The organism is Mycolicibacterium arcueilense (assembly GCF_058536225.1).
In genome coordinates this window covers 18,320-40,351 of sequence record NZ_JBZTYL010000031.1, presented here as the reverse complement: position 1 = coordinate 40,351, position 22,032 = coordinate 18,320, and the positions used below count along the sequence as shown (strand labels likewise).

The following is a 22,032-nucleotide window of genomic DNA, read 5'->3' as shown; positions in this document are numbered from 1 at the left end:
CTCCCAGCTCAAGGGGCACTTTCCTTATATCGACACCCACCTACACAGGCAATTCATCGGTGGATCGAGGTTTAGGGCTCACGGGCTCAGTTCGGAGCGTATTTCGACCCCGCACGGACACCAGCGAGCGGCTTACACACTGTTATCCAGCACCGTTCGAGGAGGCAGCAACGGTGACGCTCGGCGGCTGTCTCCGCGCCATTGCCGAATCCGCTGGCGCAGTTATGTGCTGACCCGATAGCCTGGCAGGCTTTGCCCATTCCACCCTGAGGAGCCCGGCGATGCTTGACTTCACCGTTGCGCTGACCCTGCGCGCACGCAGGGACCGCGACGAGGAACCTGGTGTTGCGGTCACAATTGGCCGCCGACGGATCGAACTGCGCCGTCACCACAGCGGGGACGGACCGTTATGGAACCGGCTTGAGCGGGGCGGGCTCTACAGGCGGAGTCTGTTGCCGATCGGCCCAATCGCAATCGTGTATTACCGGCGCAGCCTCACCTACGGCGAGGCTGTAGGTGCGCCACCTCGGTTCACTGACGCGGTCTTCGATTGGGTCATTGACGAGTTCGACGACAGTTTCAACGACCTGGCCATCGCGTCGCTGCGTTATCACCAGGACTGGGCTATCACATTTTGCGATGGCGAACGCCGCGCCCGCTACCAGGACCTGATCGACCGGCTCAGTGAGCCGTCACCGGACTTTACCGACGAGGAGAGGGCGGTTTTCGCTGCATCGGGTGACCGGCTGGTCCGAGTCGACGGCAGTCGCTCGATGCTGCGGCCGCCGACCGACCGCGAGCGGGCTGTGTACGCCGCGCAGCGGGAGCGGACGGCCGAGTGGGAGCAGCGGATGGTCGAGACGCGGCGGGACTTCGTCGGGGTCATGCGGGAGCTGTGGTCGTGAACACCAGCCGCCCGACGCCACCAAGGCCGACAACGTAAACGTTTGCGGGTAGGTGGTCGCTCAGCCGCTGCGAGTGATGAAGCTCGCCCGGGAACTCGCCGACCTACTATTCAGCGCGGTCAAATACGGCGGGTAATCCGAATGTTGCAGTGCGCGAAGAGCTGGAACGGCGCTACCAGCAACGACAGACAATAGTGAAGTCGCCGAGCGGGCCACCATCGTGTACCACTGGTTGAACTACGCGCATCCGTTCCGCGACCTGAATGGCCGTACAACCTGGTTTCACGAACTGCCGTGCAGCACAAAGCTAATCGAGCCATCGACTACGACCAGCTGTCTGATGAGGTGGATGCGGCCAGCGTTCACAGTCCCTCACCATGATCAGCCACACCCGCAACCCCAATACATGACGCCAGTCGTCTGTGCCGTCAGCGCGGGAGGCCGACCTAAAATCGAATGAACGAACACACCGGAGGGCGCGGCCGATGACCGCCCCCGGTGACTCACCGGTGATCGGCAAAGGAGGCTGATATCGACCCCGATTCGAAGGGAACCGACGATGCGAACGCGCTCGACGAGCTCATCGGGCCCTTCCACGACACCGCGCAGATCGCACATCGGCTGCGAGTCTCGGTGGATACGGTCACAGCCCTGGTCCGTCGGAATGAACTGCTGGCTTGCCCCACAGCTGAGAGCATGTTGGTCTTCCCGACCTTCCAGGTAGCAGCTGACGACACTTTGCTGCCCGGCCTTGGACGTATCGTGGCAACCCTGGCCCGGGGCACCGCTGACAGCTGGCAAATTGCACTGTGGATGCGCACATCCAGCGACCAGCTGCACGGGCGCACACCGCACGAGGCGTTGCAACAAGGACGCAGCGATGCCGTCGAGCGTTTGGCGGCGCAGACCGCCACCCGGTGGCGGTCGCATTGAAGGTAGTGAAAGTCTTCAAGCGCCAATCGCCTGCCTGAAAGCGCGATTGTCGTTGCTACGCAACATAAATCAGCGGGCGAATGCCCGATGGGCTCATGCTGGAACTCGGATGCACTCCTGACACCGCCCTTGGCGGTTCCTTCCGCGTTGGCTTTCGCCAAAATCTTTCCGAGTTCCGCGGAGCCCTTGAAGTTGAGCGTGCCCTCAAATTCTCGGGTCTTCGTACGCGCGTGATTGTGCTGACCGCGGCGAAGGAAGTGGTCAAGGCTGTCGCGTACGCCGCCTATCGCTTGTACCACGGTGACGACCGGTCAGCCCCGAACCCGTCGCCGGAGCAGTGGGATCGCTACATGGCGGGATTCTGGCCGGACCTACTGGACATGTTCGCCGCGATCCCCGCTGCCGGTGAACCCGCCGACAATGCCGTGCTGGCCCGCACCCTGTACGCGGTGAGGGAGCGAACGCTGCGCTGGCTTGAGGAGCTCGGGGTCAGGTACGAGGTGCAGGTCTATGGGGCCGAATCGCTTAGGTCCTGCTGGTGGAGCGTCGCCGAGCCGATCTGACGACTTGTCGCCCCGCTGGAGCTGTCATCCCTGCCGCATACGCTGATCTGGTGGATCCTGAGCCCCTCCTGCTGAGCGACATAGACACGACTCGGGCAATGCGCACCGGCGACGAGCTGTTCACTCTGGTCGCGGCGATCCACGGCTCACCGGCCGGCACCCAGGAGACGAACTGGCTGGAGTGGAAGAACGCCCTCGACCTCACGAAGGCGGCGGGCAAGTTCGCCGTCGCGAAAGCGATCCTCGGGTTCGCCAACCGCTCCGTTGAGCAGGCACAGCTCGCTTGCGAGGGCGTCGCGTACATGGTGGTGGGCGTTGAGCCGGGAGCCGCAGCTGGTGTGGGTGCCGTCGATCATGCCGAGCTCGGGCAGGCGATCAAGACGTACATGGGCGGTCCCCGCTGGACTCCGTTCTATGTCCCGTTCGAAGAGGTCACCGTGCTGGTGATCGTCGTCGAGGCACCGCGGCCCGGGGACCCGATCCACACCTTGCAGAAGACGTACAACGACGGTGCGAAGTACAACGCCGCCGCGGGCACCGTGTTTCACCGCGGCACGGCTCAGTCCGAACCGGCCGGCACGGGCGAGATCGACATGCTCAGCAAGCGTCTCGTGCAGGGCCTGCAGAAGCCGGAATTGGATCTTGATCTGCGATGTGCCGCAGTCCCACTGATCCGGTGGCGCATCACACAGGATGACCGCGACGACTGGCTGCGCCGCCGCGAGACGCACGTGAGGGCGAACAGCGGCAAGCCGCCGGACCGTCCGGCGCCGCGGCCTAAGCCGGCACCGAACCCGGCTCGGCCGGGTTGGGCTGCGGACTATGCGTACGGTTCGCTGAGCAGCCAGGTTGGCGCCTTCGCGTCGATGCGCACGTACGCCGATCCGAAGGACGCCGAGGAGTTCGAGAAGCGGGTGACGGACTACCTGGCCCAGATGCGCCGCCGGCTTCTCGATCGGATCATCCGCGAAATCGTTCTCGACGATGACTCGAACACCGTGCACTTCGCCGTGGGCAACGCGACTGAGGACCCGGTGTCCGGCGTCCAGCTGACTGTGCGGATCCCGAAGCGGGGTCTGCTGGCCTACACAACCCCGCCGAGCGTCGACGATCTCCCACCGCGGCCGCGATGGCCGGAACCGCTGGACGAGATGCGCAACAGAGCCCTCGCGAACGCAGCGTGGTCTCGACCCGTCGACTTCTCTCCGCACGGGGGCGCGGTCGAGGACAAAGGCGACGTCTACGAGGTGACGTGGACCGTCGGCGACCTCAGACCTGGTCAATCGGCGGACGGCTACGCGATCACCGTCATCCCCGGTCCCGCGGTAGCTGAGCCGATCAACGTCGAGATGACTGCGCGTGCCATGGACCGCCGGGGTACCCGAACGAAGATGGAGCAGCTGCCGATCTCGACGGAGGCGTGGACGATCGACGACTTCTACGACGCGGAACCCGCGTAGACGGCAGTTACCACGCCGTGGCTGGCGCGGTCCGTGTGGCCGACCGGTTTACCGTGATTGCCGGTGCTCATGCACCTGCCGGTCGATCTCTTCCCAGCAGCGTGCGCAGTCGTCGCACCGGACGGGCCAGTTAGATCCCCTCGAAGAATGCGGCGTCCACCCACACGTCCTCGACTTGCCGAATCCGCGTCGTGACTCCCATGTCGAACTCCTTGAGCAGCTCGCACAGCCGGGCGCCGTCGATGAGGTCGAGCGGTGGCGCGCCGTCCCGTGCGGCTTCCGCCTTGGCGTCGGCCGTGAAGGTTCCGGTCGTGATCAGCAGGCCTTTGTCACCGCGTCCAGTCATCGCGCCGCGGAAGTCGCGAACCGCCCCGGCTCTTACCGAGCCGACGTAACGCTTGCACTGGAAGAACACGGGGAAGCTCACCAAGGAGAGCCGGTACACCCCGACGCCATCGATCCCACCGTCGCCGGTCTTCCCTGTGACCCGGGTGTTGGTGAACCCGGCCTCGCGTAGGAGCCGTTGCGCGAGGCGTTCGAACGCGGCGGGCTCCATCGTCATCACGACTTCGAGGAGCTGGTCCTGCCAAGATTCCTCCGCTTCGAGCTGAGGCGTCTCCGGGTTCGTCTCGAACAACTCGACAAGTTCGTCCAATGTTGCCTTGCGCTTGCGTTCCCTGCGAGACGTGGCGACATACAGCTGCCGCAGGGGTTCGATCTCCGGTTCGGTGACCGTGCGGCCCTTCTCTGTGAGGCTCCAGATGCCGCGGCGTGAGTTGTCGGCGAGGCCCATGCCCTTGAGGTACGACCGCGCCCAGGCCAGTCGATAGGCGATCTCGGTCCCGGGTCCGTCGCCGTGCAGGACCGCCTGTTGCGCGTCGGAGTAGTCCCCGAGTTCCAAGACGCGTTCGGTGATCTCGTCGATGGCCCCGGAGTCGCCGAGGTCGCGTATCGCCTGGACGGCGGGCCAGAGCAGGTCCTGATACGGAGGCACGGAGGTCACAGCACCGAACCTATGCGCTCGGTAGCCGGGTGCCTCGATCGACATGCCCGAACAGTGCCCCCATAGCCGTTCGGCATCGGGCGGGTCACCGGACCATGACAAACGCGAGAAACCGGGAGCAGCCGGGCATCCCCAACATAAGGCCACATAGGCTTCGGGGATCGATGAACACGGCGCTGGAGGGGGCGGCTAGATGGCAGACGAGACCAATGTCCTCGATCAATTGATCGGCCGGGTCCAGGACGGGTCTCTGCGCAATCGGCTCGCCAGCGAGGTTGAACTGCTACGCGGTTCCCGTCGGTTCGGACTTGTTTTCGACCGTCACCTACCAGAGTCTGTGCGCCTGACCGACCACCCGATCCGTAAGGGCATCCGTGTCGCCCTACGTGACGAATCCACCGCAGTGACGTGGACGGTGGAACGGTTCACCGACCGGACCCGCGAGGTCGCGGTGCTCAGTGGTGACGGCGGCGAGCGGCCGGTGTCTGAACTGATCGTCATCCGCGAGTTCGGGGAGCCGATCTACCCCGGTCTGCACTCGGTAGACCGGATCCCGAACGGTCCCGAGGACGCTCCGTGGCATCTAGTGATAAACGGAGAGAATTTCCACGCCCTGCAGGCGCTGCGGTCCACCCACCGCGAAAAGGTCGACCTGATCTACATCGACCCGCCATACAACACCGGCAACGAGGGGTGGATCTACAACGACCGTTACGTCGACCAGAACGACCGTGCGAAGTCGTCGAAGTGGCTGTCGTTCCTGGAACGCAGGCTGCTCATCGCCCGAGACCTGCTCAAGCCCACGGGCGTGCTCCTCGTCGCGATTGGCGACGAGGAGCATCATCGCCTCCGAATGCTGTTGGATCAGGTCTTCGGAGACCAGAACTTTCTCGCCAACATCACCTGGCAGGGCAGCGGCAAGAACGATGCGCGCTACACCGCCGGCGGCGTCGACTACATGCTCGTGTACGCACGCGATGAGTCCCGATTGTCGGAGACCGAGTGCCGGTGGAAGGAACGCAAGCCCGGGATCGAAGACGCCTTTGCGGCCGCGGAGGAAGCCTGGACCGAGGCAGCGGGTGATCCGGAGGAAGCCACCCGGCTGTACCGCGCAGCGCTCCGACCGTTGCGCGGACAGCTGGAGCCGTCGGTGTTCCGCTACGACCAGATCGACGCGGAAGGACGGGTGTTCCAAGCTGATAACCTGACCAGCCCTAACCGCCGACCCAACCTGATCTACAAGGTCAAGCACCCGCGAACCCGTCGCCCGGTTCCCACCCCGATGAACGGCTGGCGCTACGCGAAAGACACGATGGCGGAGCTCATCGCCGATGGTCGAATCCTGTTCGGCGCCGACGAATCCACGACCCCGAGACTGAAGCGGTACCTCGCTGATCAGCAAGACCGCGTGCCGTACCCGACGTTTTCCGAGCCGCGCATGCCGGGATCGCGACGATTGGAGGCTGTGCTGGGTGATCGCCGGTTCCCAAACCCGAAGGACGTGGAAATCATCACTCGGTGGATCGGGATAGTCGCGTCCGAGGATGCGGTCGTGCTCGACTTCTTCGGCGGTTCTGGAACGACGACCGAAGCTGTTATGCGACTCAACGAGCAGGACGGTGGAACTCGCCAGTCGATCCTCGTCACCAACAACGAGGTCGGCTCCGGCGAGGCCAGGAGACTTCGAACGGCCGGTCTGCATCCGGGTGATGAAGAGTGGGAGGCTCGCGGCGTGTTCGAGTACGTCTGCCGCCCGCGTATCTCAACAGTGGTCACCGGTAAGCGCCCGGACGGATCGGTGTACTCCGACGGGTTCGCTGCGAATGTGGAGATGTTCGACCTCACCTACCTGGACCCATCTTCGGTGCGCCGCGGCCAGGAGTTCCCCGCCGTGGCTCCGTTGTTCTGGCTGGAAGGCGGAGCCCGGGGCCAGCGGATTGAAGAGCTTCCAGCGGAGGGCTGGGCATTGACCGAAAACTACGGGGTCCTCTTCGACATCGACGCGCTCACCGGGTTCGCTACCGCGGTGGCCGATGCCTCGATCGCCGACTGCGCGCCGTCGGTGCTGTTCATCATCACCGACTCGCCCGCCGAGTACCAGCAGGCCGCCGAACGACTCCCGGTCGGCATCGAAACGGTCCAGCTGTACGAGGACTACCTGTCGAACTACACCATCAACACGGTCGGCGGTACGCGGTGAGATTCGCGCTGGAGCCGTATCAGACCAAGGCCGTGGAGTCGGTGCTCTCGAACCTGGCGAAGGCCCGAGCCGGGTACCTCGACGACGGTGAACGCACAGCTGTTGGCCTCACAGCCCCTACTGGAGCGGGCAAGACAGTCATCGCAACCGCCGTGCTGGAAGGCATCTACAAGGGCACCCCGACGCGGCTGGCTAACCCGAACATGACGGTGCTGTGGATCACCGACGACCGCTCCCTCAACGCGCAGACGATCAAGAAGATCCATCAGGCGTCCGGTGGTGGTATCGACCTCACCCAGATCAGGTACCTGGGTGAAGAGGACTACCGCACCCTCGCTCCAGGCTTCATCTACTTCGTCCACATCCAGGCGATGCAGAAGAACTCGACTTTGCACGCAACCCGACCCGACGGCACTCACAACGACCGGCGCACGTACGGCGGCTGGGACATGATCGCCAACACCGTCCGGGAGCGCGGCGAAGACTTAGTTGTGATTTGGGACGAGGCGCACCGCGGTTCGGGGACGAGAAGTACCGAGCGGAAGTCGATCGCCGGCACCATCGTCGGCGGCGGCGTGACGAACATCGGGACCACGCAGCCCGCCGCACCGGTGGTGCTCGGAATCTCGGCCACCCCGGACCGGTTCCAAGCCGCGATGCAGGCCGCGGACCGCACCATGCGACTGGTCGAGGTCAAGGCCGGGGACGTGCGCGAATCCGGACTCCTCAAGGACCGAATTCTGCTTCGCAGCCTGGGGGAGTCACAGTCGGCGAACAACACAATGCTGGCGCTCGCCGTGGAGGATCTGAAAAGCGCGGACGCGGCCTGGAGGGCGCACCACGAGACCACCGGCGACCGGCTGGTGGAGCCGCTGCTGGTAGTTCAGGTCGCACAGGACCCTGCGAATCGTCAACTGCCGGAGATACTTTCCGTCATCGAGTCCACGTGGCCGGAGCTCAGCGACTACGCCGTCGCGCACGCCTTCGGCGACCCCCACGGCCCATTGAAGGTGGGAGATCGCACCGTCCGCTACCTGCCACCCGAGGCGATCTCAGACGACGACCGTGCCCGGGTGGTGCTCTTCAAGTCAGCACTCACCACCGGCTGGGACTGCCCACGAGCCGAGGTGCTGGTCTCGTTTCAGGGCAAGGACTCCTACACCGAGATCGCCCAGCTGATCGGGCGACTAGTCCGGACGCCGCTGGCCAAGCGGATCGAAGGCGGCGATGACCGCCTGAACGAGGTGGCCGCGTACCTGCCCGGGTTCCGCACCGAGCACGTGGCGCGAGTCGTCAACGCGCTCACTGAGGACGAGACAGTCGAGGTCGATGTCGTCGTGGCCCCGGTGATGTGCGGACGCTCGTCGAAGGTTCCGTCGGAGGTGTTCGACCTGCTCGACACGACGCCGTCGTACACCCGGCAGAGGGCGACGTTCAGCTCCCGCACGGCGCAGCTTCTGCGTCTCGCTGCGGCGCTTACCGAGCACGGCCTCGTGGCTCAGGGTTCGGCGAAGGCCAAGCAGTGGATCGTCGACCAGATGCGCGCAGCGGACGGCCAGCGGAGCCACGAGATCGACGCCAAGGTCGCGGACATCCTGTCGTTGACCGTAAGTACCACCATGGTCGCGTACGGCGAGACGATCATGGAGAGCGTCGGCAAGGCGGACACTGCGACCAACGAACGCGACTTGGATGGGTATTTCCGCCGCGCCCAACGGGTCCTGCCGGACGGCTCGGCCAACTGGTATTACAACGACTTGTGCGATGCCGGAGAGGATGAGGTCGACGCGGCCGCACGCCTGACCGCCATGGCCGAACTGGGCTTCAAGGAGATCATCGACACGCAGGCCGCCGCGCTGATCAGCTCTTGGAAGGAGCAGCACCGATCGGAGGTGTCGCGGCGTCCGCGACATGTGCGTGATCAGATCGAGCCGCTCTGGCATCTGGGAGGGATGCCGATGCTGCCGACGACGGTCGAGGTGCGCGACGTGTACCCGGCGGCGACGGAGAAGGTGCGCGGGCAGACCACCGAACCGATCACCACATACCCGTACCACCTGTACGTGATCCCTGACAGCAAGCCGGACGCCGGCGGATTCCCGGTGGACACGTCCCGGTCGTCGTGGGAGTCCGCCGTGCTGAAAGCGGAGCTCTCCGCGCAGACATTGGTGGGCTGGTACCGGAACCCGTCGTCGGGGCAGCACGCGCTTGCGGTGCCGTACCTGTTCGGCGACAAGTACCAGCTGATGCACCCGGACTTCCTGTTCTGGCACGACGATGCGAGCGGCGAGTTCGTCATGGACATCGTGGACCCGCATCGCTACGACCTCGCCGACACCTCCGCGAAGTGGTCGGCGCTCGCGCGCTACGCGCAGGACCACTCCGATCGTGTCCGTCGATGCTTGGCCGTCATCAAGGTCGGTGGGGCGCTGCAGGCGCTCGACTTGAAGATCGACGGTATCGACGAACGGCTGTTGGGAGCGACTAACGGGATCCTGATCGAGGCTTTGTTCGCCGCGGAAGGCATGGCATACCCGTAACCCGGCAGTTCGTCGACCACCGCGATCTGTCAGACCTGCTCTCTACACTGCTGGTCGTAGACGGAGTGTCGGGTGCCGTCACCCGCAGGGCGGGATAGCCTCGCCCTAGCATGCTGATCAGGGAACGGAGGTGCAGCATGGCGTATTCAGCTGCCTCCACCGTGGTGGCCCTGATGCGCGATCTGCCGAAGACGCTGACGCTGGCCGGCATCGGAGAGGCGCTACTCGACGTCGGCTCCGCTGATCAGCTGTGGGAAGAACACGTTGCCACGACCCTCGTGTCGGTACCGGGAACTGAGCCGGATCGCGATGCTGCGGCCCGTGACGTCGAGCAGTGGACTGCGCGCGGTTGGCGAGCTCTGACGGTTCTCGATACCGCCTACCCGGATCGGGTGCGGGCAGCACGGCGTCCGCCGGCACTGCTGATGACAGAGGGCACCCTCGCTACGGATGCCTACAGCGTTGCAATCGTCGGCTCTCGCAAGGCGTCAGCCGCCGGCATCGACTTCGCCCGCGGTGTCGCGCTTGGTCTCGCGGCTCACGATGTCACTGTGGTGTCCGGGCTCGCTGAGGGAATCGACACGGCCGCGATGACCGCCGCGCTGGAACTGGGCGGCCGTGTGGTGGGTGTCATCGGCACCGGTATCGACCATGCGTACCCGGCGCCGAATGCCAAGCTGCAGGCCACCATTGCTGAACGCGGACTGCTGCTCACGCAGTTCCTTCCGGGATTCCGGGGCGCTCCGTGGGCGTTCCCTGCTCGCAACAAGACCATGAGCGCCTACTCCGGCGTGACGGTGATCGCCGAGGCCTCCGAGAAGTCCGGTACCAAGCACCAGGCGACGGAGGCGGTCGCCCATGGTCGCAGGTTGGTGCTGCACAGCAGTGTCGCGACCGGCACGACATGGGGCAGGGAGCTCCGTGACCGGCCTGATGTGTTCGTGGCGAGCACCGCAGGTGAAGCGGTTGCGCAGTTGGAACAGATCGCCGCCGCGGATCAGACGGTGCGATCCCACCTGGCTCGTCAGCCGGTGGGCACCGCCTGGTGACCGACCGGCAGACCGACGTGCAGCTGCGTCACGACATCGCCGTCGCTCTGGGCAAAGTCGCGTACTTCCACAACATCGCAGCCGGTCCCGGTATCTGCCGTGTCTGCCGCGGACCCGCGTCGGGCTCCGACGTGTGCTCCCGGTGCCAGTCCACTGAGGCGGCCCTGGACGGCGCGACCTGTGATCAGACGTTCTTCCTCGCGTACGCCGACGGACAGAATCCCGGAGGTTGGTCGCAGAGCGCGCAGACGATGCGGCTCTACAAGGAGATCCCTCCCACCGAGCTCTGCGTGGAGCATGTGCACGAGCTCGCATTCGTCGTCACTTGGATCCATGACGCCTGCATGCTTGCCGTGGACGGCGGGTGGGATGCCGCCGCGTTCGTTCCGTCGCGAACACCGCGGGAGGGGCTGCACCCGGTCGCCGGTATCGCGCGCAACGTGGCACGGCTCGCGGTGGATGACCCCGCTTCTGGCGGTCCGCACGAGATCCAGCGCGTGGCCCTCGAACCCGGTCCCGTGAACTTGCCGCGCGTCGCCAACGCCGACCGCTTCGCGGTACCCGAAAAGTGGCGGTCCAGGGTCGAAGGGAAGAGGGTCCTCCTCGTCGACGACACGTGGGCGACGGGTACATCGATCCAGTCGACCGCCGCTGCACTCAAGGCTGCCGGGGCCGTCAGTGTCACAGGGCTGTGCGTCGCGCGGTGGCTCAGCTGGGACTGGGAGTCACACGTTCCGCTGCTCAAACAGGTCACCACCAAGCCCTACGACCCGTTCGACTGCTTCGCGGGCACACACCAGTGCCGGCTCAACCCTCAGCACGAGTAGCTGTCATCGCTCTACCCATCGTAGGAGTTCGGCGGTCGACTCCGCCGGCGTCACCAAGCCCGTTCCGCGCAGCTGCCGGTGCCACGCCCGCTCCCGTGCGAAGAACTGCTCCACGTCGTCGGGTAGCCGCGGTCCCGACAGGTCCTCCGCGTATTCGTCCATGACCATTTAGACGCACGCCGCGGATGATCGGTTCCGCACCGGCGACTTTCACTGCATAACCGCCGCGTTGTCAACGGAACGTGCGGCCACGGCTATCTGCATGCCTGCATCTGCGGCGAGTCGCAGCTCGTCATCGTTGATCGAGCTGCCGGGAAGGGCGGTGACCATCGCGTACACATACGCGCCGCAGGTGTCGAACACCTGCGAAGCGAGATCGCGGTCCAGCGGCACGATGCGCACGTCCCCGGTGGAAGCATCCTCGATGACGGCATCCCGCAGTTCGGCTGACGCACTCACCGCGTCGGGTTGAGTCATCGCGGTGTACCCGAGCACAGCGGCGGCCAGCAGATGATCGGGGGAGGACGGGCAGATGCGCCGGGTCTGCGGGCCGTGGGTAGGCCGGCCCACTGACGGGCAGCGTTGAACCACCCACGTAGCGCGGGTCCCCTCCATCAGGACCAGAATGTGGCTGGGGCAGAACAACTTTCCAGTAGCGCCGCTAGAAGGTGCGCCGTGGTGGGAGCTGTTGGACACAGCGCCGATCATGATGTTCGCGGTGACTTCGGTAGGCATGACGGTCCTCGATTCGGTGTGGAATTTCCTGACTCACACCACGATCCGGAGAGTTAGGACATCGGCCTGTCGGTCAAGGTGTCGCGCCACTCGAACAACTTGTGTTGCGCGTTGCGCAGGACGCGGCGTCGCCCCTCGCCGACGTCGTCCGAGGCGAGAGCTTGCTCGATGAGTGCCAGGCGCTCCACAGTCTCGGACAGCGAGTAAGGGAAGAATCCGAGTTCATCCATGCCGCGGCCGCGTATCGGGCTCCCGGCGCACGGACGTCCCCGGAAGACTCGCACGGCGGTCACCTGCGGATCATCGCCGTCATCGTCTCCGGAGGCGAGTTCGACACTGACGACCAGTCCACCGTTGAAGACGCTCTCCATGCTCAAGACGTTGAGAAGTTCGACCGCGCGGCTTTCGGGGACCTGCATCCATTCTGCGAGTTGGACCAGTTCGATCTCGTCTTCGCTGTGCTCCAGGAAGCGCAGGATACGGCCCACGTCGTCGATCTCGTGAGTAGCGCTGTCTAGCGAGGTCAGGAACGGAGACACGCTGCCGATTCCAGATCGTCGTGCTCGCCACTCATGCCAGATCGCCATGAGCTCGTCACTGGTGAGGTGAAGACGGTCCGGTTTCTTGGGTACACGGAGGCGAATGCCGGTTCTGTTGGGAGTCATCGGTTTCGTCAGGTCGGTTTCGATGAGTCCGCGGTCCCGGAGTGTGCGGATGTCACGGCGCCACTTACGGGCACCGGCGATCCCGTCGTACATGCCCATCTCGTCGCGGATCATTTGCGCGTCCGCCGCGTCGGCCCCGCGCGCTTCGCCGAGAAATCGCAGGATCGTCAGAAGTCGCTCGGTTGGTGTCATGCTGCGGCCTCCCGGGTCGCCGTTAAGCCCGGTGGCCCAGGCCGGGCAGGCCGCCCCCAACGGTCCGTACGCTACGGCTACCGCTTGCGCGGCGTGACTTGTCGTTCTCGCGGCGGGCCTGGTGGATCGAGCATAGAGTCGCTCCGAGTCGTCCTGATCCTCGGCACGCATGAGGCTTGCCGTGCGGCGGGATGCGGTTGGTGCCGAAGTCCCGGGCGCACACCGGGCAGTGAGTCGCCCTGCTCACGTAGTCCTCGACGCGCATGCCTTTGGGCATGTCCTTCAGCTGTTTCTTCCGCTGTGCCTCCTCAGCTGCGCGACGCTTCGCCTCGGCGCGCTGCTGCTGCTCCTTCTCGGCCGCCGCCGCACGCTGGCGCTTCCCGGCTTCTCGCAACGCCCCGTACTGCTGGCGGTTAGCACGCTCGTCGGTCGCGAGTACCTCCCTGATCGCCGCCGTTGGCACCTCGAATTGGAGTGCGAACGCTTCGATGCACTCCCGTGCGGCCGCAGTCGGTTTCGACGTCAAGAAGGTGTCGCGGTACGCGTCCAGTAGAGCCGCAGTTTGCTCCGCGGTCAGCGACGAAGTGGGCGGCTGCACGGGTTGCCGAGCGCGGGTCGTTGAACCAATGTCGAGGTAGTTCGGCAGTGGCACATCGGCGAGTTTCCGAATGGTCTGGTAGCTGATATTGAAGTGCTCGCAGTAGCCCGCACATACGCGGGCGAGTTCGGTGTGGGATGCGGCCGCAGCATTACGGACCCCGCGGCGGATCTCATCGATCTGGTCAGCGCTGAGCTCGGGCAGCGGGTCCGTTACTTCGTCGGCGCGCACGGTCGGGACGCTACAGCGCCGCACCGACGAATCGGTTCCACTTCGCCGGCCTGGCCCCGGTTTCCATCGAAATCAGCGTCGGAGCCGCACCGGATCTGGCCTTATCCTTGGATCTCCTGGGGAGGGGGATCGGTCGTGGCAGAAGCCATCAAGGTCGACGCGGAAGGTCTCCGTTCGCACGCTGCCATGTGCGATATTGCCGCCGCCGCGCTGTCCGCCGCTGCGGCACCGGCGCCTACCGGTCATCTCACGCAGGCGACCGTCTCCGCGGTTCAGCACGGCCACACATCCGTGCGGGGCGTGCTCACCGCGCTGGCCGTCCGGGCCACGTCGACCGGTGACACGCTGCGGGCCGCCGCGGGCGCGTATGCGGCCACCGACGATGACTCGGCTCAGTCGATCCGCACGCTGCAAGTCTGAGATGGCTGCGTGGGGCAGCGGGGCACTGACCCGCTCGGACATCGAGGCATGGGACTTCACCCACCTCGAGACCGCTGCCACCCACTGGTCCACCGCCGCGCGGGAAGCGGAGGGCCAGTTCACGACGATCCACTCCGGGATGCTGCGCCCCGGCGGCACCGAATGGGCGGGCACCGCGGCGGACACCGCCGTGGAGAGCAGCTGGCGCGACGTGGTGAAGGTGCGTGGTGTGGGTGACGCCCTTTACACCGCCGCGGGGCACGCCACCGTGGGCGCCGGCGATCTCACCTGGGCGAAGCAGCAGGCGTTGACCGCGATCGAGGAGGCTGAAGCCGCGGGGTTCATCGTCGAGCAGGACCTGTCGGTCCGCGATTCGACGGTGTTCGGTCCTCCGTCGCGGCGGCAGCAGGCGATCGCCTTCGGACAGGACATCCACGCGAAAGTGCAGGCCCTCGCCGCGTTGGACAAGAAGGTCGCCGCGCAGATCACATCGGCGCTCGCGCCGCTGGAGACGTTGCAGTTCCCCGAGGACGGGAAGCACGGTGATCCCGCGACGCAGATGGTGGACTACAGCTTCAAGCAGGACAGTCCGGTCCCGCCTCCGCCGCCGCCCGGGCCGAACGGGCAGGACATCGCCAAGGTGCTCGATCAGCTGCCCAGTGACAGCAGGCCGAACATCAAGGTGGTGCGCTCACAGGCGGATATCGATCGGCTCTGGCAGTGGATGAAGCAGAACGGGGTGGAGAATCCGGGGCGGTACGGCGGCACCAACGGGGTTTCGGTGGACCTGCCCGATGGCACGTCAGTGGGCGAGCGTGCCGCTGCGCGGTCCACTGGCCAGTCGGCGCTGGACGTGAACGTGCCCGGACGGGGCTACATCAAGGTGCACATCAACCCCGACAAGGGCGCCGAACCGAGCATCCCGGCTCCGAAGGCACCGGTCGAGGCGCCGAAGGTGGCGGAACCGCAAGCGCCGCGGGCGGCATCACCGCCAGCAGTGGAAGGCGGTCCCGCCGCCAAACCGGCACCGGTCGTCGAGCCTGCACCCGCGGTGAAACCCACGCCGGGTATCGGGGGCTGGGGCGGGCCGTCCGCGGAGCCGTTCGGGCCGCAGCCGGTGCACCCGCCGGGGAGCATCAACCACCCGTTTCCGATCCTCGGGGAGGACAACCCGAATGAGAGTCCCCGTGACTTCGAGGGGCACTGAGATGATGGCGAACATGAGGAGCAGCCAGCGATGACGGAACCTGTGGGTGGTGCGCAGGACACGCTGCGCAGCGAGATCCTGAACGCCGCGGCTTACGACTGGGTGCCCATGATCGAGGTCGATCAGATCGTGACGCAGCAGCGCCTCGCGGCGGGCGACAGCGAACGGTTCGACGTGGTGACGACGGTGTTGCGTGCGCTGCTGGATGAGGGGTTGGTCAGCGTCGGGGATCTGCCGGGCGACGGGAATGAGGTCCCCGACTGGGGTTTGTCCGCTGATGCCACGATCGAGCGGGTCCGGAGCATGTACGTCGGTCGCCACGCTGAGCCGGAGGAGTGGGAGTACCGCATCTGGATCGGACTCGCACAGGTCCAGCCGGGGGACTGAGCGACTGCGCTTGGAGTGAACTTCGGTCTACGCGGCATGGCACCACGGCAGGATGTGGACATGAGCGATGAGAGCAGCCTGTACACCGAAGCCGAGAACCGCTGGAACGTCGTGTCATTGGACACCGGATACACCCGCTCCGACTTCCCGCTGCGGTGGCGTTGGGAGGCCGACTGCCACCCGATTTCCGACGAGTACACACCCGATGAGATCTCGGCCTACGACCTGTTCCGGGAGTGGGACAAGTATCTGCAGAGGCATGGCGTGAGCCAGTACGGCCTCGTCGCGATCCACTGGTTCGTTGAGGGCTCCGGGTTCCTCACGGGTGCGCCGGCCTTTGGTGACCACGGCGCCGACAACGCGAGCCGGTACGACGCGAGTTTTGATCCGCCGACGTCGACGGCTGATGGTGGCCCGATCAACTGGAACTGTCTCCCCGTCGCCGACAAGGTGTGGCGGCCGGGGCGGGGTGACAAGGGCGGTTTCGTGCAGGAGGCGACGGGGTGGAAACCGTCCGTGCTGCAGCCGACCGTTCCGCTCGGCTTCCTGCGGCACTGCGCCGACGTACGCAACTGGACCTAGAAACCAACTGGAGTTCGTCCACAAAGCGTGGCACACCGCCAGCTGATCACCGGCGCACCGACCAACATCACCCATTTCAAACAGAGCCGGGCGTCCCGCACGGGCTCCCGGCTCAGGCGTGCCATGACCAGAGCACCTTCCCGCCTGAACTTTTCGGAGGTTTCATGTCCCACCGAGCGCACGTCTGACCACCCACGGTCGGCTCCTCATCGTGCAACGCCGCCAGATCGGATGGAAGCAGGCGCACATCGCACGCCGCCACCGGCGTATCGCGCAAGTGCGTCAAGGTGTGGATCGACCGATACCGGGGTCTGCTCCCGCATCGTCGGTCGTGGATGGTCACAAATCCCGCCCCGGTAGTCCGGATAAGTGTCCTGTATCTGAATTCGATGTTCTTCGGGGTACCTCAAAGTCGAGACAGGCTCTATATCGCCCCACGTTGCCGGCGCATCGTGATCCCACCCTCGGCGCCGTCGCTGGCGGCCCTGGACCTTTCCAACCTTGGCACCCGCATCGGGGACCGGAAGAAACCGCTGGCCGCATCGACGATGGCGCGGGCCGAGCGGTGCCGGCAGCGGTTCGCCGAGTTCCCGGCAGTCTTGATGCCAGCGAAAGCACAGCGCGGATCGGAGCGTCATCCGTGGCAGCCGATGTCGACCCAAACCAGCCAGCAAGAGACTGCGGTCCTGTCTACCGGCGCAGTGATGGTCGCGGCTGGGAATACTTTCGAGCGTCCTGGATCGGATTGCCGCACTCGGGATCTCAGCCAGCCATTGTGGACACAGCCCGCAACGAACACCATGGGTCTGATCACCCCGCCGGTCGCCGTAACCGGGCAGGTCATGGCTGCGCACCGCCACAACGGTGACGGCAAGCACATCACCTTGCCGATGGACACCGTCACCAGCACCCACGAAAAGGCGGTGCTACTGGCGGTCAACAACTACCAGGGCGCGCCGCGCGGCGCCGACGAACCACTGCCGACCCAGGGAGGATCGGAGACGCTGAGCCTGCTGTCGGCCGGGGTGGTTCCGTTCCGGAAGAACACGGTGCCCACCACGCACGCCGAATCCATGCCGACAGTAACGGCCGATCAGATCCCCGGACTGTTCACCGCGGCCGGGCTGATCAAGAACAACGGATCGATCGGCGAAGCGCAATATCGGGCACATCCGGTCAGCAATCCGCTCGGGACGATCGTCGGTTCGCCCTCGCAGTCGCTGCTGTTCTCAGGGTGGTTCAAGCAGAATGGCACCTCGCCTGGGCAGTTCCCGGCGCCGCATCCGCTGACCGATCCGTTGGGCGCGCAAACCTCGCAGGTCAACACCGGCCTGTTGATGGCCGAGTGGCGCGCGATGCTGTCCGAGTTGTCGTTAGAGGACTGCTATTTCCGCATGATGGCCTCGCACGAGGTGGGCAGGGGCTGCGGGTTCGACGTGGACTTCGGCGACTACAACGGCAGCTTCATTGTCTGGGGATCGGCGAGTGACCAGGTCGACGGTTACGGCAACGCCGTCTCTCCACCGGTCGGCTCCTGGGTCAGCGGCCGGCTACGCGACGCCCTGCACAGCGAGGTTGCCGCATGACCGCCGTCAGCATCTTCGACGTCACCGCCGACATGATCCCCGTGCGTGCGCCGTACCAGCCGGTCACCGGTGACGACCGGCTCTGGCTGAACCTCTTGTCACTCCAAGCAGATGAACCCAAGCAGCTGACCACGACTCCGGGAAACCATCGCGACTCGTACGGGATCGTCGACAGTGAGCACTCAGCACGCCGTTGCTGCGCGCGTTGCGGCATCGAGTTCACCCGTTGCGCGCACGCAGGATTCGGGATCTGCATCGACTGCGTAAGCGTCGAGCTAGGGGGAGTCGCGTGACCGCGCCCCTGATGGCCTACTACAGCGACAAGACTCTGCTGGCCTCCAAGATCGCCGCGCTGCTGCCCGAGCACGAGCACTACGTCGAACCATTCGCCGGAGGCCTCTCAGTGCTGCTGGCCAAGTCGCCCAGTCGGATGGAAACCGTCAACGATCTCGACGGTCTGCTCATGACCTTCTGGCGAGTGCTTCGCAACCAGCCGCAGCAGCTCGCCAGGGTTTGCGCGCTCACCCCCCATTCTCGTGCCGAGCTTGTCGCGGCGCGCGCAACCGATCTCGCAGGTCTGGATGAACTTGAAGTGGCCCGGCTTGTATGGGTCCAGATCAGCCAAGCGCGTGGCGGCACGATGCGATCGAGCAGCTGGCGCTACTACGTGAGCCCGGGCAGCAACTCGACCGGAATGCCCGGATACCTTGCCGCCTACGTCGACCGTATGGCTGCCGGCGCAGAACGACTGCGCCAGGTCAGCCTGGAAAGCAGGCCCGCGCTCACGGTTATCAAAGAGTATGGGGCACATCGCAAGTGCTGCCTGTACGTAGATCCACCATATTTGGGCACCACTCGCAGCACCCGCGGTGGAGGCAACGGCTACCGGCTAGACATGCCCGATGCAGCCGATCACGCTGAACTGCTCCAGGAGCTGCGTGCTTGCCGGGCTGCGGTGGTGCTGTCCGGGTATCCCTCGACCCTCTATGACACCGCGCTGGCCGACTGGACTCGCCTCGAGATTCCAACCGTGACAGGTCAGAGCAACGGTACGAATCAAGCGCGTACCGAGGTGATTTGGTCGAACCGGCCGATCGCTGAGCAGCCGGCGTTGTTCAACCTTGGCGGTGACGCGTGCTGACCGCGTGCTCGACGAACTCGCCAATTTCAGCTACAGCACTGGGAGCCTGAAACATGACTGAAAGCGTGTCCGGCCTGTTCGACGAAGCGGCGGATATGGTCGCCGACTGGATCAATGAAGCACCTTGCCAGGACCCCGGGCGGGCTCGCTGGATGGTCAACACCTTGTCGTCCCTGCCGACTGGGGTGGAGCAGCGCTCGCCCGTGGTGGCGGTCTGCGGGTCCATGCGGTTCTTCCCGCAGATGCTGCAAGTGGCAGCGGAACTCACCGAGCGGTCCCAGATCGTGCTGATGCCGTTCTGTGTTGTCGCTCCGGAGAATCAAGGTGCGGAGTTGAAGGAGCGCCTTGATGTGTTGCACCGCCAGAAGATCGACCTGGCCTCCGAGGTGATCGTTGTTTCGGATGAGTCGGGCTACGTCGGCGAGTCCACCAATGCTGAGATCGAGTACGCGAGACGGCAACACAAGCGCGTGGCCCACTGGCACGTGGTGACCGAGGGTCAGAAGCGCGACGACCTGGTGGCCGAGGTGGAGCAGCTTCGGGCCCAAGGCGAGTCGCTGACTAACCCTCGCGTGCATTGGAAGCTCCAATCGATGTCGGATGACGGGGAATTGACTCGGCTGCGTGGCGCAATCGCCAGTGCCCGCGATGCACTCTGGGTCGACGATCCTCACAGCCTGATCGCGAACCTGCTGCATTTCGTGTTGACCGGCGAGGTCGAGCCTCAGTCGGAGGATCGACCGTGCGTCGCGTACAAGCAGATGACCACTGTGGGTTTGGCCGACGTTTCATCTGTCGTGTCGCAATTCCTCACTGCTGCACAGATCGAACCGGATGACTCACCCGATATCGAATTGGTCATTGACGCCGTGGAGGAGGCATTGCATCAGATCGGCGCTGTCGTATGCGCTGCCGAAGATGACGATGATTCAGGCACTCCCGCGATCACAACGCCGGACGGTGCCGTGTGTCTGTACGACCTGAACAACGGAATCGAGAGCGCCTTCCGTGCGCTCATTCGCGATAGGCCCGAACAGGCGCAAAAACTCGCCTGTGCCCTACTGGCCGCAGGTGCACAGCAATGAGCGAGATGGTCCGGCCTCCGATCCCCGCGACATGCGAAGCCCGGCCCACCACTGGTGGTCTGGTAATCCCCTGGATCAACGTCCAACTCGCAGACGGCGGAGTCGACTTCCGCGCCCAGCACGACAGCCGCGCGCAACGCTGCTACCTCGAAGGCCTCTGCCAAGTCTGCAGCACACCCATCGAGCGACCACCATTCGTCCTCATCGGGGGGCCCCGACAGCTCGCCGCGCTGCAATTCGAAGAGCCACCACTGCACCCCGAATGCGCCGCCTACGTATCCCACGCATGCCCCATGATCGCCGGCCGGATGCAGCGGTTCGCTGCTCGGGACCCGATCAGTGAAAGCCACCGCGGCACAACCTGCCCAGACCCCGACTGCGACTGCGACGGCTGGATCCCCACTCCCATCGCTGATCGTGAACCGAACGGCCGCCCAGCCCACGACTGGTATGCCGTGTACGCCACCGCCTATGCCGTCGGCGCTACGCCCGATGGGCACGCGCACTCCGCGATCCTCACACCCGACCAGATCCGCGCCGTCCGCCACATTTCCACTCCCGGGATCGGACGAACGTGGAAACGCATCTCACGAGACGAGCTGATCGCCAATGGCTGAACCCCAACTGATCTGGATCAACACCGAAGGCGACCAGCCACGCGCCGTACTCGACCCGTACGTCCCGGGCGGTGAGCCGATCTACACCCCGACCGGCCGCCGGATGCTTCCGCGCCATGCGGATGTGCTGTTGGGGCTGGTCAATGGGTGAAACTGCTACGCTGCTCGCCCTGCTCCAGCGTCACTACATCAAACCCGGGCTCAACATGCCAGGCGGGGTGTTCCTGCCCGAGGTCGGCAAGAACGGCGGATGGGGCGCCGGTAGCCGCTGCGACGCCATCTACGCCGGATTCACCAGCACCAGCGGTCGAATCCTCATCGGCCACGAACTCAAGATCAGCCGCGCCGACTGGCTCAACGAACTCAACAAACCCGGCAAGGCCGACGCCTGGGCTGACGAATGCCACGAATGGTGGCTCGTCGTCAACGACCCGACCATCGTCCACGACGGCGAACTACCCCTCGGGTGGGGCCTCATGGTCCCCGGGCGACGCACCAAGACCCGCATGGACATCTGCGTCAAGGCCGCTCGCAAGGACCCCGCCGTGCACCAACCCTCGTGGGACGTCGTGCGCAGCGTGCTGGCCCGCCAGGACACCCTCCGCGCCCAGGCCATCGAGGCCGCCGGCGCCAAGGCCCGACAGGACGCCTGGACCGAGCTAGACCGCCGCGTCGCCGACGGCATAGAACGAGGCCTACAGCAGCGCGGCACACCGGATGCTGCCGATTTGGCCGACAAACTAAAGCGCATCGAGACCGCGCTCGGCGGCCAAATCGACTGGGGCGCAGAGTCGCGCGGCTTCATCAGGTCCGGCACCGAATGGATCAGGCTGTCCGAGCTCAAGCTCATCGCCGAGGCTGTGCGCGCCGCGGGCTCGATCGACCGGGCGCTGCGCGACCTGTCCAACCGCTACTACACGCCAATCGACAACACCAAGAGCGCGCTCGCCGATCTGGAGCGCGCCCTCGGAGACCTGCAGGCAGCAGGCGGACGTAAGGAGGCGACAGCGTAATGCCCATCCGTCCCGAGAACCTCCATCAAGAGTCGGTGCTGGAGCCGATACCGAAGTGGCCGCGCCCGAGTCGAATCGTGTTCTTAGACACTG

At 65.3% G+C, this 22,032-nt stretch carries 22 protein-coding genes and 2 pseudogenes; 20 read left to right on the top strand and 4 right to left on the bottom strand.

All coding sequences use genetic code 11. The annotated features are described in order from the left end of the window. Window positions 1–281 precede the first annotated feature (281 nt). The 5 genes and pseudogenes from AC4LGL_RS28245 (at window position 282) to AC4LGL_RS28225 (ending at window position 3,861) form a co-directional block, all read left to right on the top strand. A complete protein-coding gene (locus AC4LGL_RS28245) occupies window positions 282–905 on the top strand; it encodes a hypothetical protein (RefSeq protein ID WP_016895538.1) in 624 nt (207 codons plus the stop codon). Between the two features lie 196 nt (window positions 906–1,101). Then, window positions 1,102–1,365: pseudogene (locus AC4LGL_RS28240) on the top strand (Fic family protein); the annotation flags it as partial. A 236-nt stretch (window positions 1,366–1,601) separates the two neighbouring features. Beyond that, window positions 1,602–1,838 carry a hypothetical protein gene (locus AC4LGL_RS28235; RefSeq protein ID WP_016895537.1) on the top strand — a complete coding sequence of 79 codons (237 nt, stop codon included), beginning with the start codon at window positions 1,602–1,604 and terminating at the stop codon, window positions 1,836–1,838. 230 nt (window positions 1,839–2,068) lie between these two features. Continuing rightward, window positions 2,069–2,401 carry a hypothetical protein gene (locus AC4LGL_RS28230; RefSeq protein ID WP_131630824.1) on the top strand — a complete coding sequence of 111 codons (333 nt, stop codon included), beginning with the start codon at window positions 2,069–2,071 and terminating at the stop codon, window positions 2,399–2,401. Window positions 2,402–2,451: 50 nt separating this feature from the next. After that, window positions 2,452–3,861 carry a hypothetical protein gene (locus AC4LGL_RS28225; RefSeq protein ID WP_176126543.1) on the top strand — a complete coding sequence of 470 codons (1,410 nt, stop codon included), beginning with the start codon at window positions 2,452–2,454 and terminating at the stop codon, window positions 3,859–3,861. A 130-nt stretch (window positions 3,862–3,991) separates the two neighbouring features. Here AC4LGL_RS28225 and AC4LGL_RS28220 read toward each other — a convergent pair whose 3' ends face one another. Continuing rightward, complete coding sequence (locus tag AC4LGL_RS28220; protein WP_078332057.1) at window positions 3,992–4,909, bottom strand: restriction endonuclease; 918 nt, start codon at window positions 4,907–4,909, stop codon at window positions 3,992–3,994. A 148-nt stretch (window positions 4,910–5,057) separates the two neighbouring features. Here AC4LGL_RS28220 and AC4LGL_RS28215 point away from each other — a divergent pair, with 148 nt between their 5' ends. From AC4LGL_RS28215 to AC4LGL_RS28200, 4 genes are all read left to right on the top strand, one after another. Beyond that, window positions 5,058–7,064: a site-specific DNA-methyltransferase gene (locus AC4LGL_RS28215; RefSeq protein WP_043988209.1), complete on the top strand. Its 2,007-nt coding sequence runs from the start codon at window positions 5,058–5,060 to the stop codon at window positions 7,062–7,064. Next, window positions 7,061–9,604 (top strand): DEAD/DEAH box helicase, encoded by a 2,544-nt coding sequence (locus AC4LGL_RS28210; RefSeq protein ID WP_016894747.1) that lies wholly within the window; start codon window positions 7,061–7,063, stop codon window positions 9,602–9,604. The genes AC4LGL_RS28215 and AC4LGL_RS28210 overlap by 4 nt, the downstream gene beginning before the upstream one ends. A gap of 137 nt (window positions 9,605–9,741) precedes the next feature. Then, window positions 9,742–10,653, top strand: coding sequence for a DNA processing protein DprA (locus AC4LGL_RS28205; protein ID WP_016894746.1), 912 nt, complete (start codon window positions 9,742–9,744; stop codon window positions 10,651–10,653). Beyond that, window positions 10,650–11,480: a phosphoribosyltransferase gene (locus tag AC4LGL_RS28200; RefSeq protein ID WP_016894744.1), complete on the top strand. Its 831-nt coding sequence runs from the start codon at window positions 10,650–10,652 to the stop codon at window positions 11,478–11,480. Before AC4LGL_RS28205 ends, AC4LGL_RS28200 begins: the two co-directional genes overlap by 4 nt. A gap of 210 nt (window positions 11,481–11,690) precedes the next feature. Here the strand turns inward: AC4LGL_RS28200 and AC4LGL_RS28195 are convergent, their stop codons facing one another. From AC4LGL_RS28195 to AC4LGL_RS28185, 3 genes are read right to left on the bottom strand one after another with little or no spacing between them, the layout of a single operon-like run. Next, a complete protein-coding gene (locus tag AC4LGL_RS28195; protein ID WP_078332058.1) occupies window positions 11,691–12,215 on the bottom strand; it encodes a hypothetical protein in 525 nt (174 codons plus the stop codon). A gap of 53 nt (window positions 12,216–12,268) precedes the next feature. After that, window positions 12,269–13,072: a hypothetical protein gene (locus AC4LGL_RS28190; RefSeq protein WP_016894741.1), complete on the bottom strand. Its 804-nt coding sequence runs from the start codon at window positions 13,070–13,072 to the stop codon at window positions 12,269–12,271. A gap of 22 nt (window positions 13,073–13,094) precedes the next feature. Beyond that, complete coding sequence (locus AC4LGL_RS28185; RefSeq protein WP_016894740.1) at window positions 13,095–13,901, bottom strand: hypothetical protein; 807 nt, start codon at window positions 13,899–13,901, stop codon at window positions 13,095–13,097. A 135-nt stretch (window positions 13,902–14,036) separates the two neighbouring features. On the opposite strand from AC4LGL_RS28185, the gene AC4LGL_RS28180 reads away from it, so the two are divergent. From AC4LGL_RS28180 to AC4LGL_RS28130, 11 genes and pseudogenes are all read left to right on the top strand, one after another. Next, window positions 14,037–14,321 (top strand): type VII secretion target, encoded by a 285-nt coding sequence (locus tag AC4LGL_RS28180; protein WP_016894739.1) that lies wholly within the window; start codon window positions 14,037–14,039, stop codon window positions 14,319–14,321. Window position 14,322: 1 nt separating this feature from the next. Beyond that, entirely contained in the window at window positions 14,323–15,528 is a 1,206-nt protein-coding gene (locus tag AC4LGL_RS28175; RefSeq protein ID WP_016894738.1) for a hypothetical protein, read from the top strand. Window positions 15,529–15,558: 30 nt separating this feature from the next. Then, the gene (locus tag AC4LGL_RS28170) at window positions 15,559–15,915 is read left to right on the top strand and encodes a hypothetical protein (RefSeq protein ID WP_016894737.1); all 357 of its coding nucleotides are present in this window, start codon (window positions 15,559–15,561) and stop codon (window positions 15,913–15,915) included. Between the two features lie 60 nt (window positions 15,916–15,975). Then, on the top strand, window positions 15,976–16,497 hold the full coding sequence (locus AC4LGL_RS28165; RefSeq protein ID WP_088295427.1) for a hypothetical protein: 522 nt from the start codon (window positions 15,976–15,978) through the stop codon (window positions 16,495–16,497). Between the two features lie 371 nt (window positions 16,498–16,868). Beyond that, a pseudogene (locus tag AC4LGL_RS28160) lies at window positions 16,869–18,083 on the top strand (DNA cytosine methyltransferase); the annotation flags it as partial. Beyond that, complete coding sequence (locus AC4LGL_RS28155) at window positions 18,080–18,376, top strand: hypothetical protein (RefSeq protein ID WP_491841626.1); 297 nt, start codon at window positions 18,080–18,082, stop codon at window positions 18,374–18,376. The pseudogene AC4LGL_RS28160 and the gene AC4LGL_RS28155, both read left to right, overlap by 4 nt. Then, the gene (locus tag AC4LGL_RS28150; RefSeq protein WP_491841625.1) at window positions 18,373–19,224 is read left to right on the top strand and encodes a DNA adenine methylase; all 852 of its coding nucleotides are present in this window, start codon (window positions 18,373–18,375) and stop codon (window positions 19,222–19,224) included. The genes AC4LGL_RS28155 and AC4LGL_RS28150 overlap by 4 nt, the downstream gene beginning before the upstream one ends. Before the next feature lie 53 nt (window positions 19,225–19,277). Continuing rightward, complete coding sequence (locus AC4LGL_RS28145; RefSeq protein ID WP_491841624.1) at window positions 19,278–20,309, top strand: hypothetical protein; 1,032 nt, start codon at window positions 19,278–19,280, stop codon at window positions 20,307–20,309. After that, the gene (locus tag AC4LGL_RS28140) at window positions 20,306–20,926 is read left to right on the top strand and encodes a hypothetical protein (RefSeq protein WP_491841623.1); all 621 of its coding nucleotides are present in this window, start codon (window positions 20,306–20,308) and stop codon (window positions 20,924–20,926) included. The genes AC4LGL_RS28145 and AC4LGL_RS28140 overlap by 4 nt, the downstream gene beginning before the upstream one ends. Continuing rightward, window positions 20,919–21,077 (top strand): hypothetical protein, encoded by a 159-nt coding sequence (locus AC4LGL_RS28135; RefSeq protein ID WP_491841622.1) that lies wholly within the window; start codon window positions 20,919–20,921, stop codon window positions 21,075–21,077. Before AC4LGL_RS28140 ends, AC4LGL_RS28135 begins: the two co-directional genes overlap by 8 nt. Further along, window positions 21,070–21,939, top strand: coding sequence for a hypothetical protein (locus AC4LGL_RS28130; RefSeq protein WP_491841621.1), 870 nt, complete (start codon window positions 21,070–21,072; stop codon window positions 21,937–21,939). The genes AC4LGL_RS28135 and AC4LGL_RS28130 overlap by 8 nt, the downstream gene beginning before the upstream one ends. Window positions 21,940–22,032 lie beyond the last annotated feature (93 nt).

What these genes read in the sequence shown, in the direction of transcription:
- AC4LGL_RS28135 (WP_491841622.1), top strand. Translation starts at nt 20,919, where the DNA reads ATGGCTGAACCCCAACTGATCTGGATCAACACCGAAGGCGACCAGCCA.
- AC4LGL_RS28215 (WP_043988209.1), top strand. Translation starts at nt 5,058, where the DNA reads ATGGCAGACGAGACCAATGTCCTCGATCAATTGATCGGCCGGGTCCAG.
- AC4LGL_RS28195 (WP_078332058.1), bottom strand. Translation starts at nt 12,215, where the DNA reads ATGCCTACCGAAGTCACCGCGAACATCATGATCGGCGCTGTGTCCAAC.
- AC4LGL_RS28190 (WP_016894741.1), bottom strand. Translation starts at nt 13,072, where the DNA reads ATGACACCAACCGAGCGACTTCTGACGATCCTGCGATTTCTCGGCGAA.
- AC4LGL_RS28145 (WP_491841624.1), top strand. Translation starts at nt 19,278, where the DNA reads ATGACTGAAAGCGTGTCCGGCCTGTTCGACGAAGCGGCGGATATGGTC.
- AC4LGL_RS28130 (WP_491841621.1), top strand. Translation starts at nt 21,070, where the DNA reads ATGGGTGAAACTGCTACGCTGCTCGCCCTGCTCCAGCGTCACTACATC.
- AC4LGL_RS28170 (WP_016894737.1), top strand. Translation starts at nt 15,559, where the DNA reads ATGACGGAACCTGTGGGTGGTGCGCAGGACACGCTGCGCAGCGAGATC.
- AC4LGL_RS28220 (WP_078332057.1), bottom strand. Translation starts at nt 4,909, where the DNA reads ATGTCGATCGAGGCACCCGGCTACCGAGCGCATAGGTTCGGTGCTGTG.
- AC4LGL_RS28165 (WP_088295427.1), top strand. Translation starts at nt 15,976, where the DNA reads ATGAGCGATGAGAGCAGCCTGTACACCGAAGCCGAGAACCGCTGGAAC.
- AC4LGL_RS28245 (WP_016895538.1), top strand. Translation starts at nt 282, where the DNA reads ATGCTTGACTTCACCGTTGCGCTGACCCTGCGCGCACGCAGGGACCGC.
- AC4LGL_RS28175 (WP_016894738.1), top strand. Translation starts at nt 14,323, where the DNA reads ATGGCTGCGTGGGGCAGCGGGGCACTGACCCGCTCGGACATCGAGGCA.
- AC4LGL_RS28140 (WP_491841623.1), top strand. Translation starts at nt 20,306, where the DNA reads ATGAGCGAGATGGTCCGGCCTCCGATCCCCGCGACATGCGAAGCCCGG.
- AC4LGL_RS28235 (WP_016895537.1), top strand. Translation starts at nt 1,602, where the DNA reads ATGTTGGTCTTCCCGACCTTCCAGGTAGCAGCTGACGACACTTTGCTG.
- AC4LGL_RS28155 (WP_491841626.1), top strand. Translation starts at nt 18,080, where the DNA reads ATGACCGCCGTCAGCATCTTCGACGTCACCGCCGACATGATCCCCGTG.
- AC4LGL_RS28205 (WP_016894746.1), top strand. Translation starts at nt 9,742, where the DNA reads ATGGCGTATTCAGCTGCCTCCACCGTGGTGGCCCTGATGCGCGATCTG.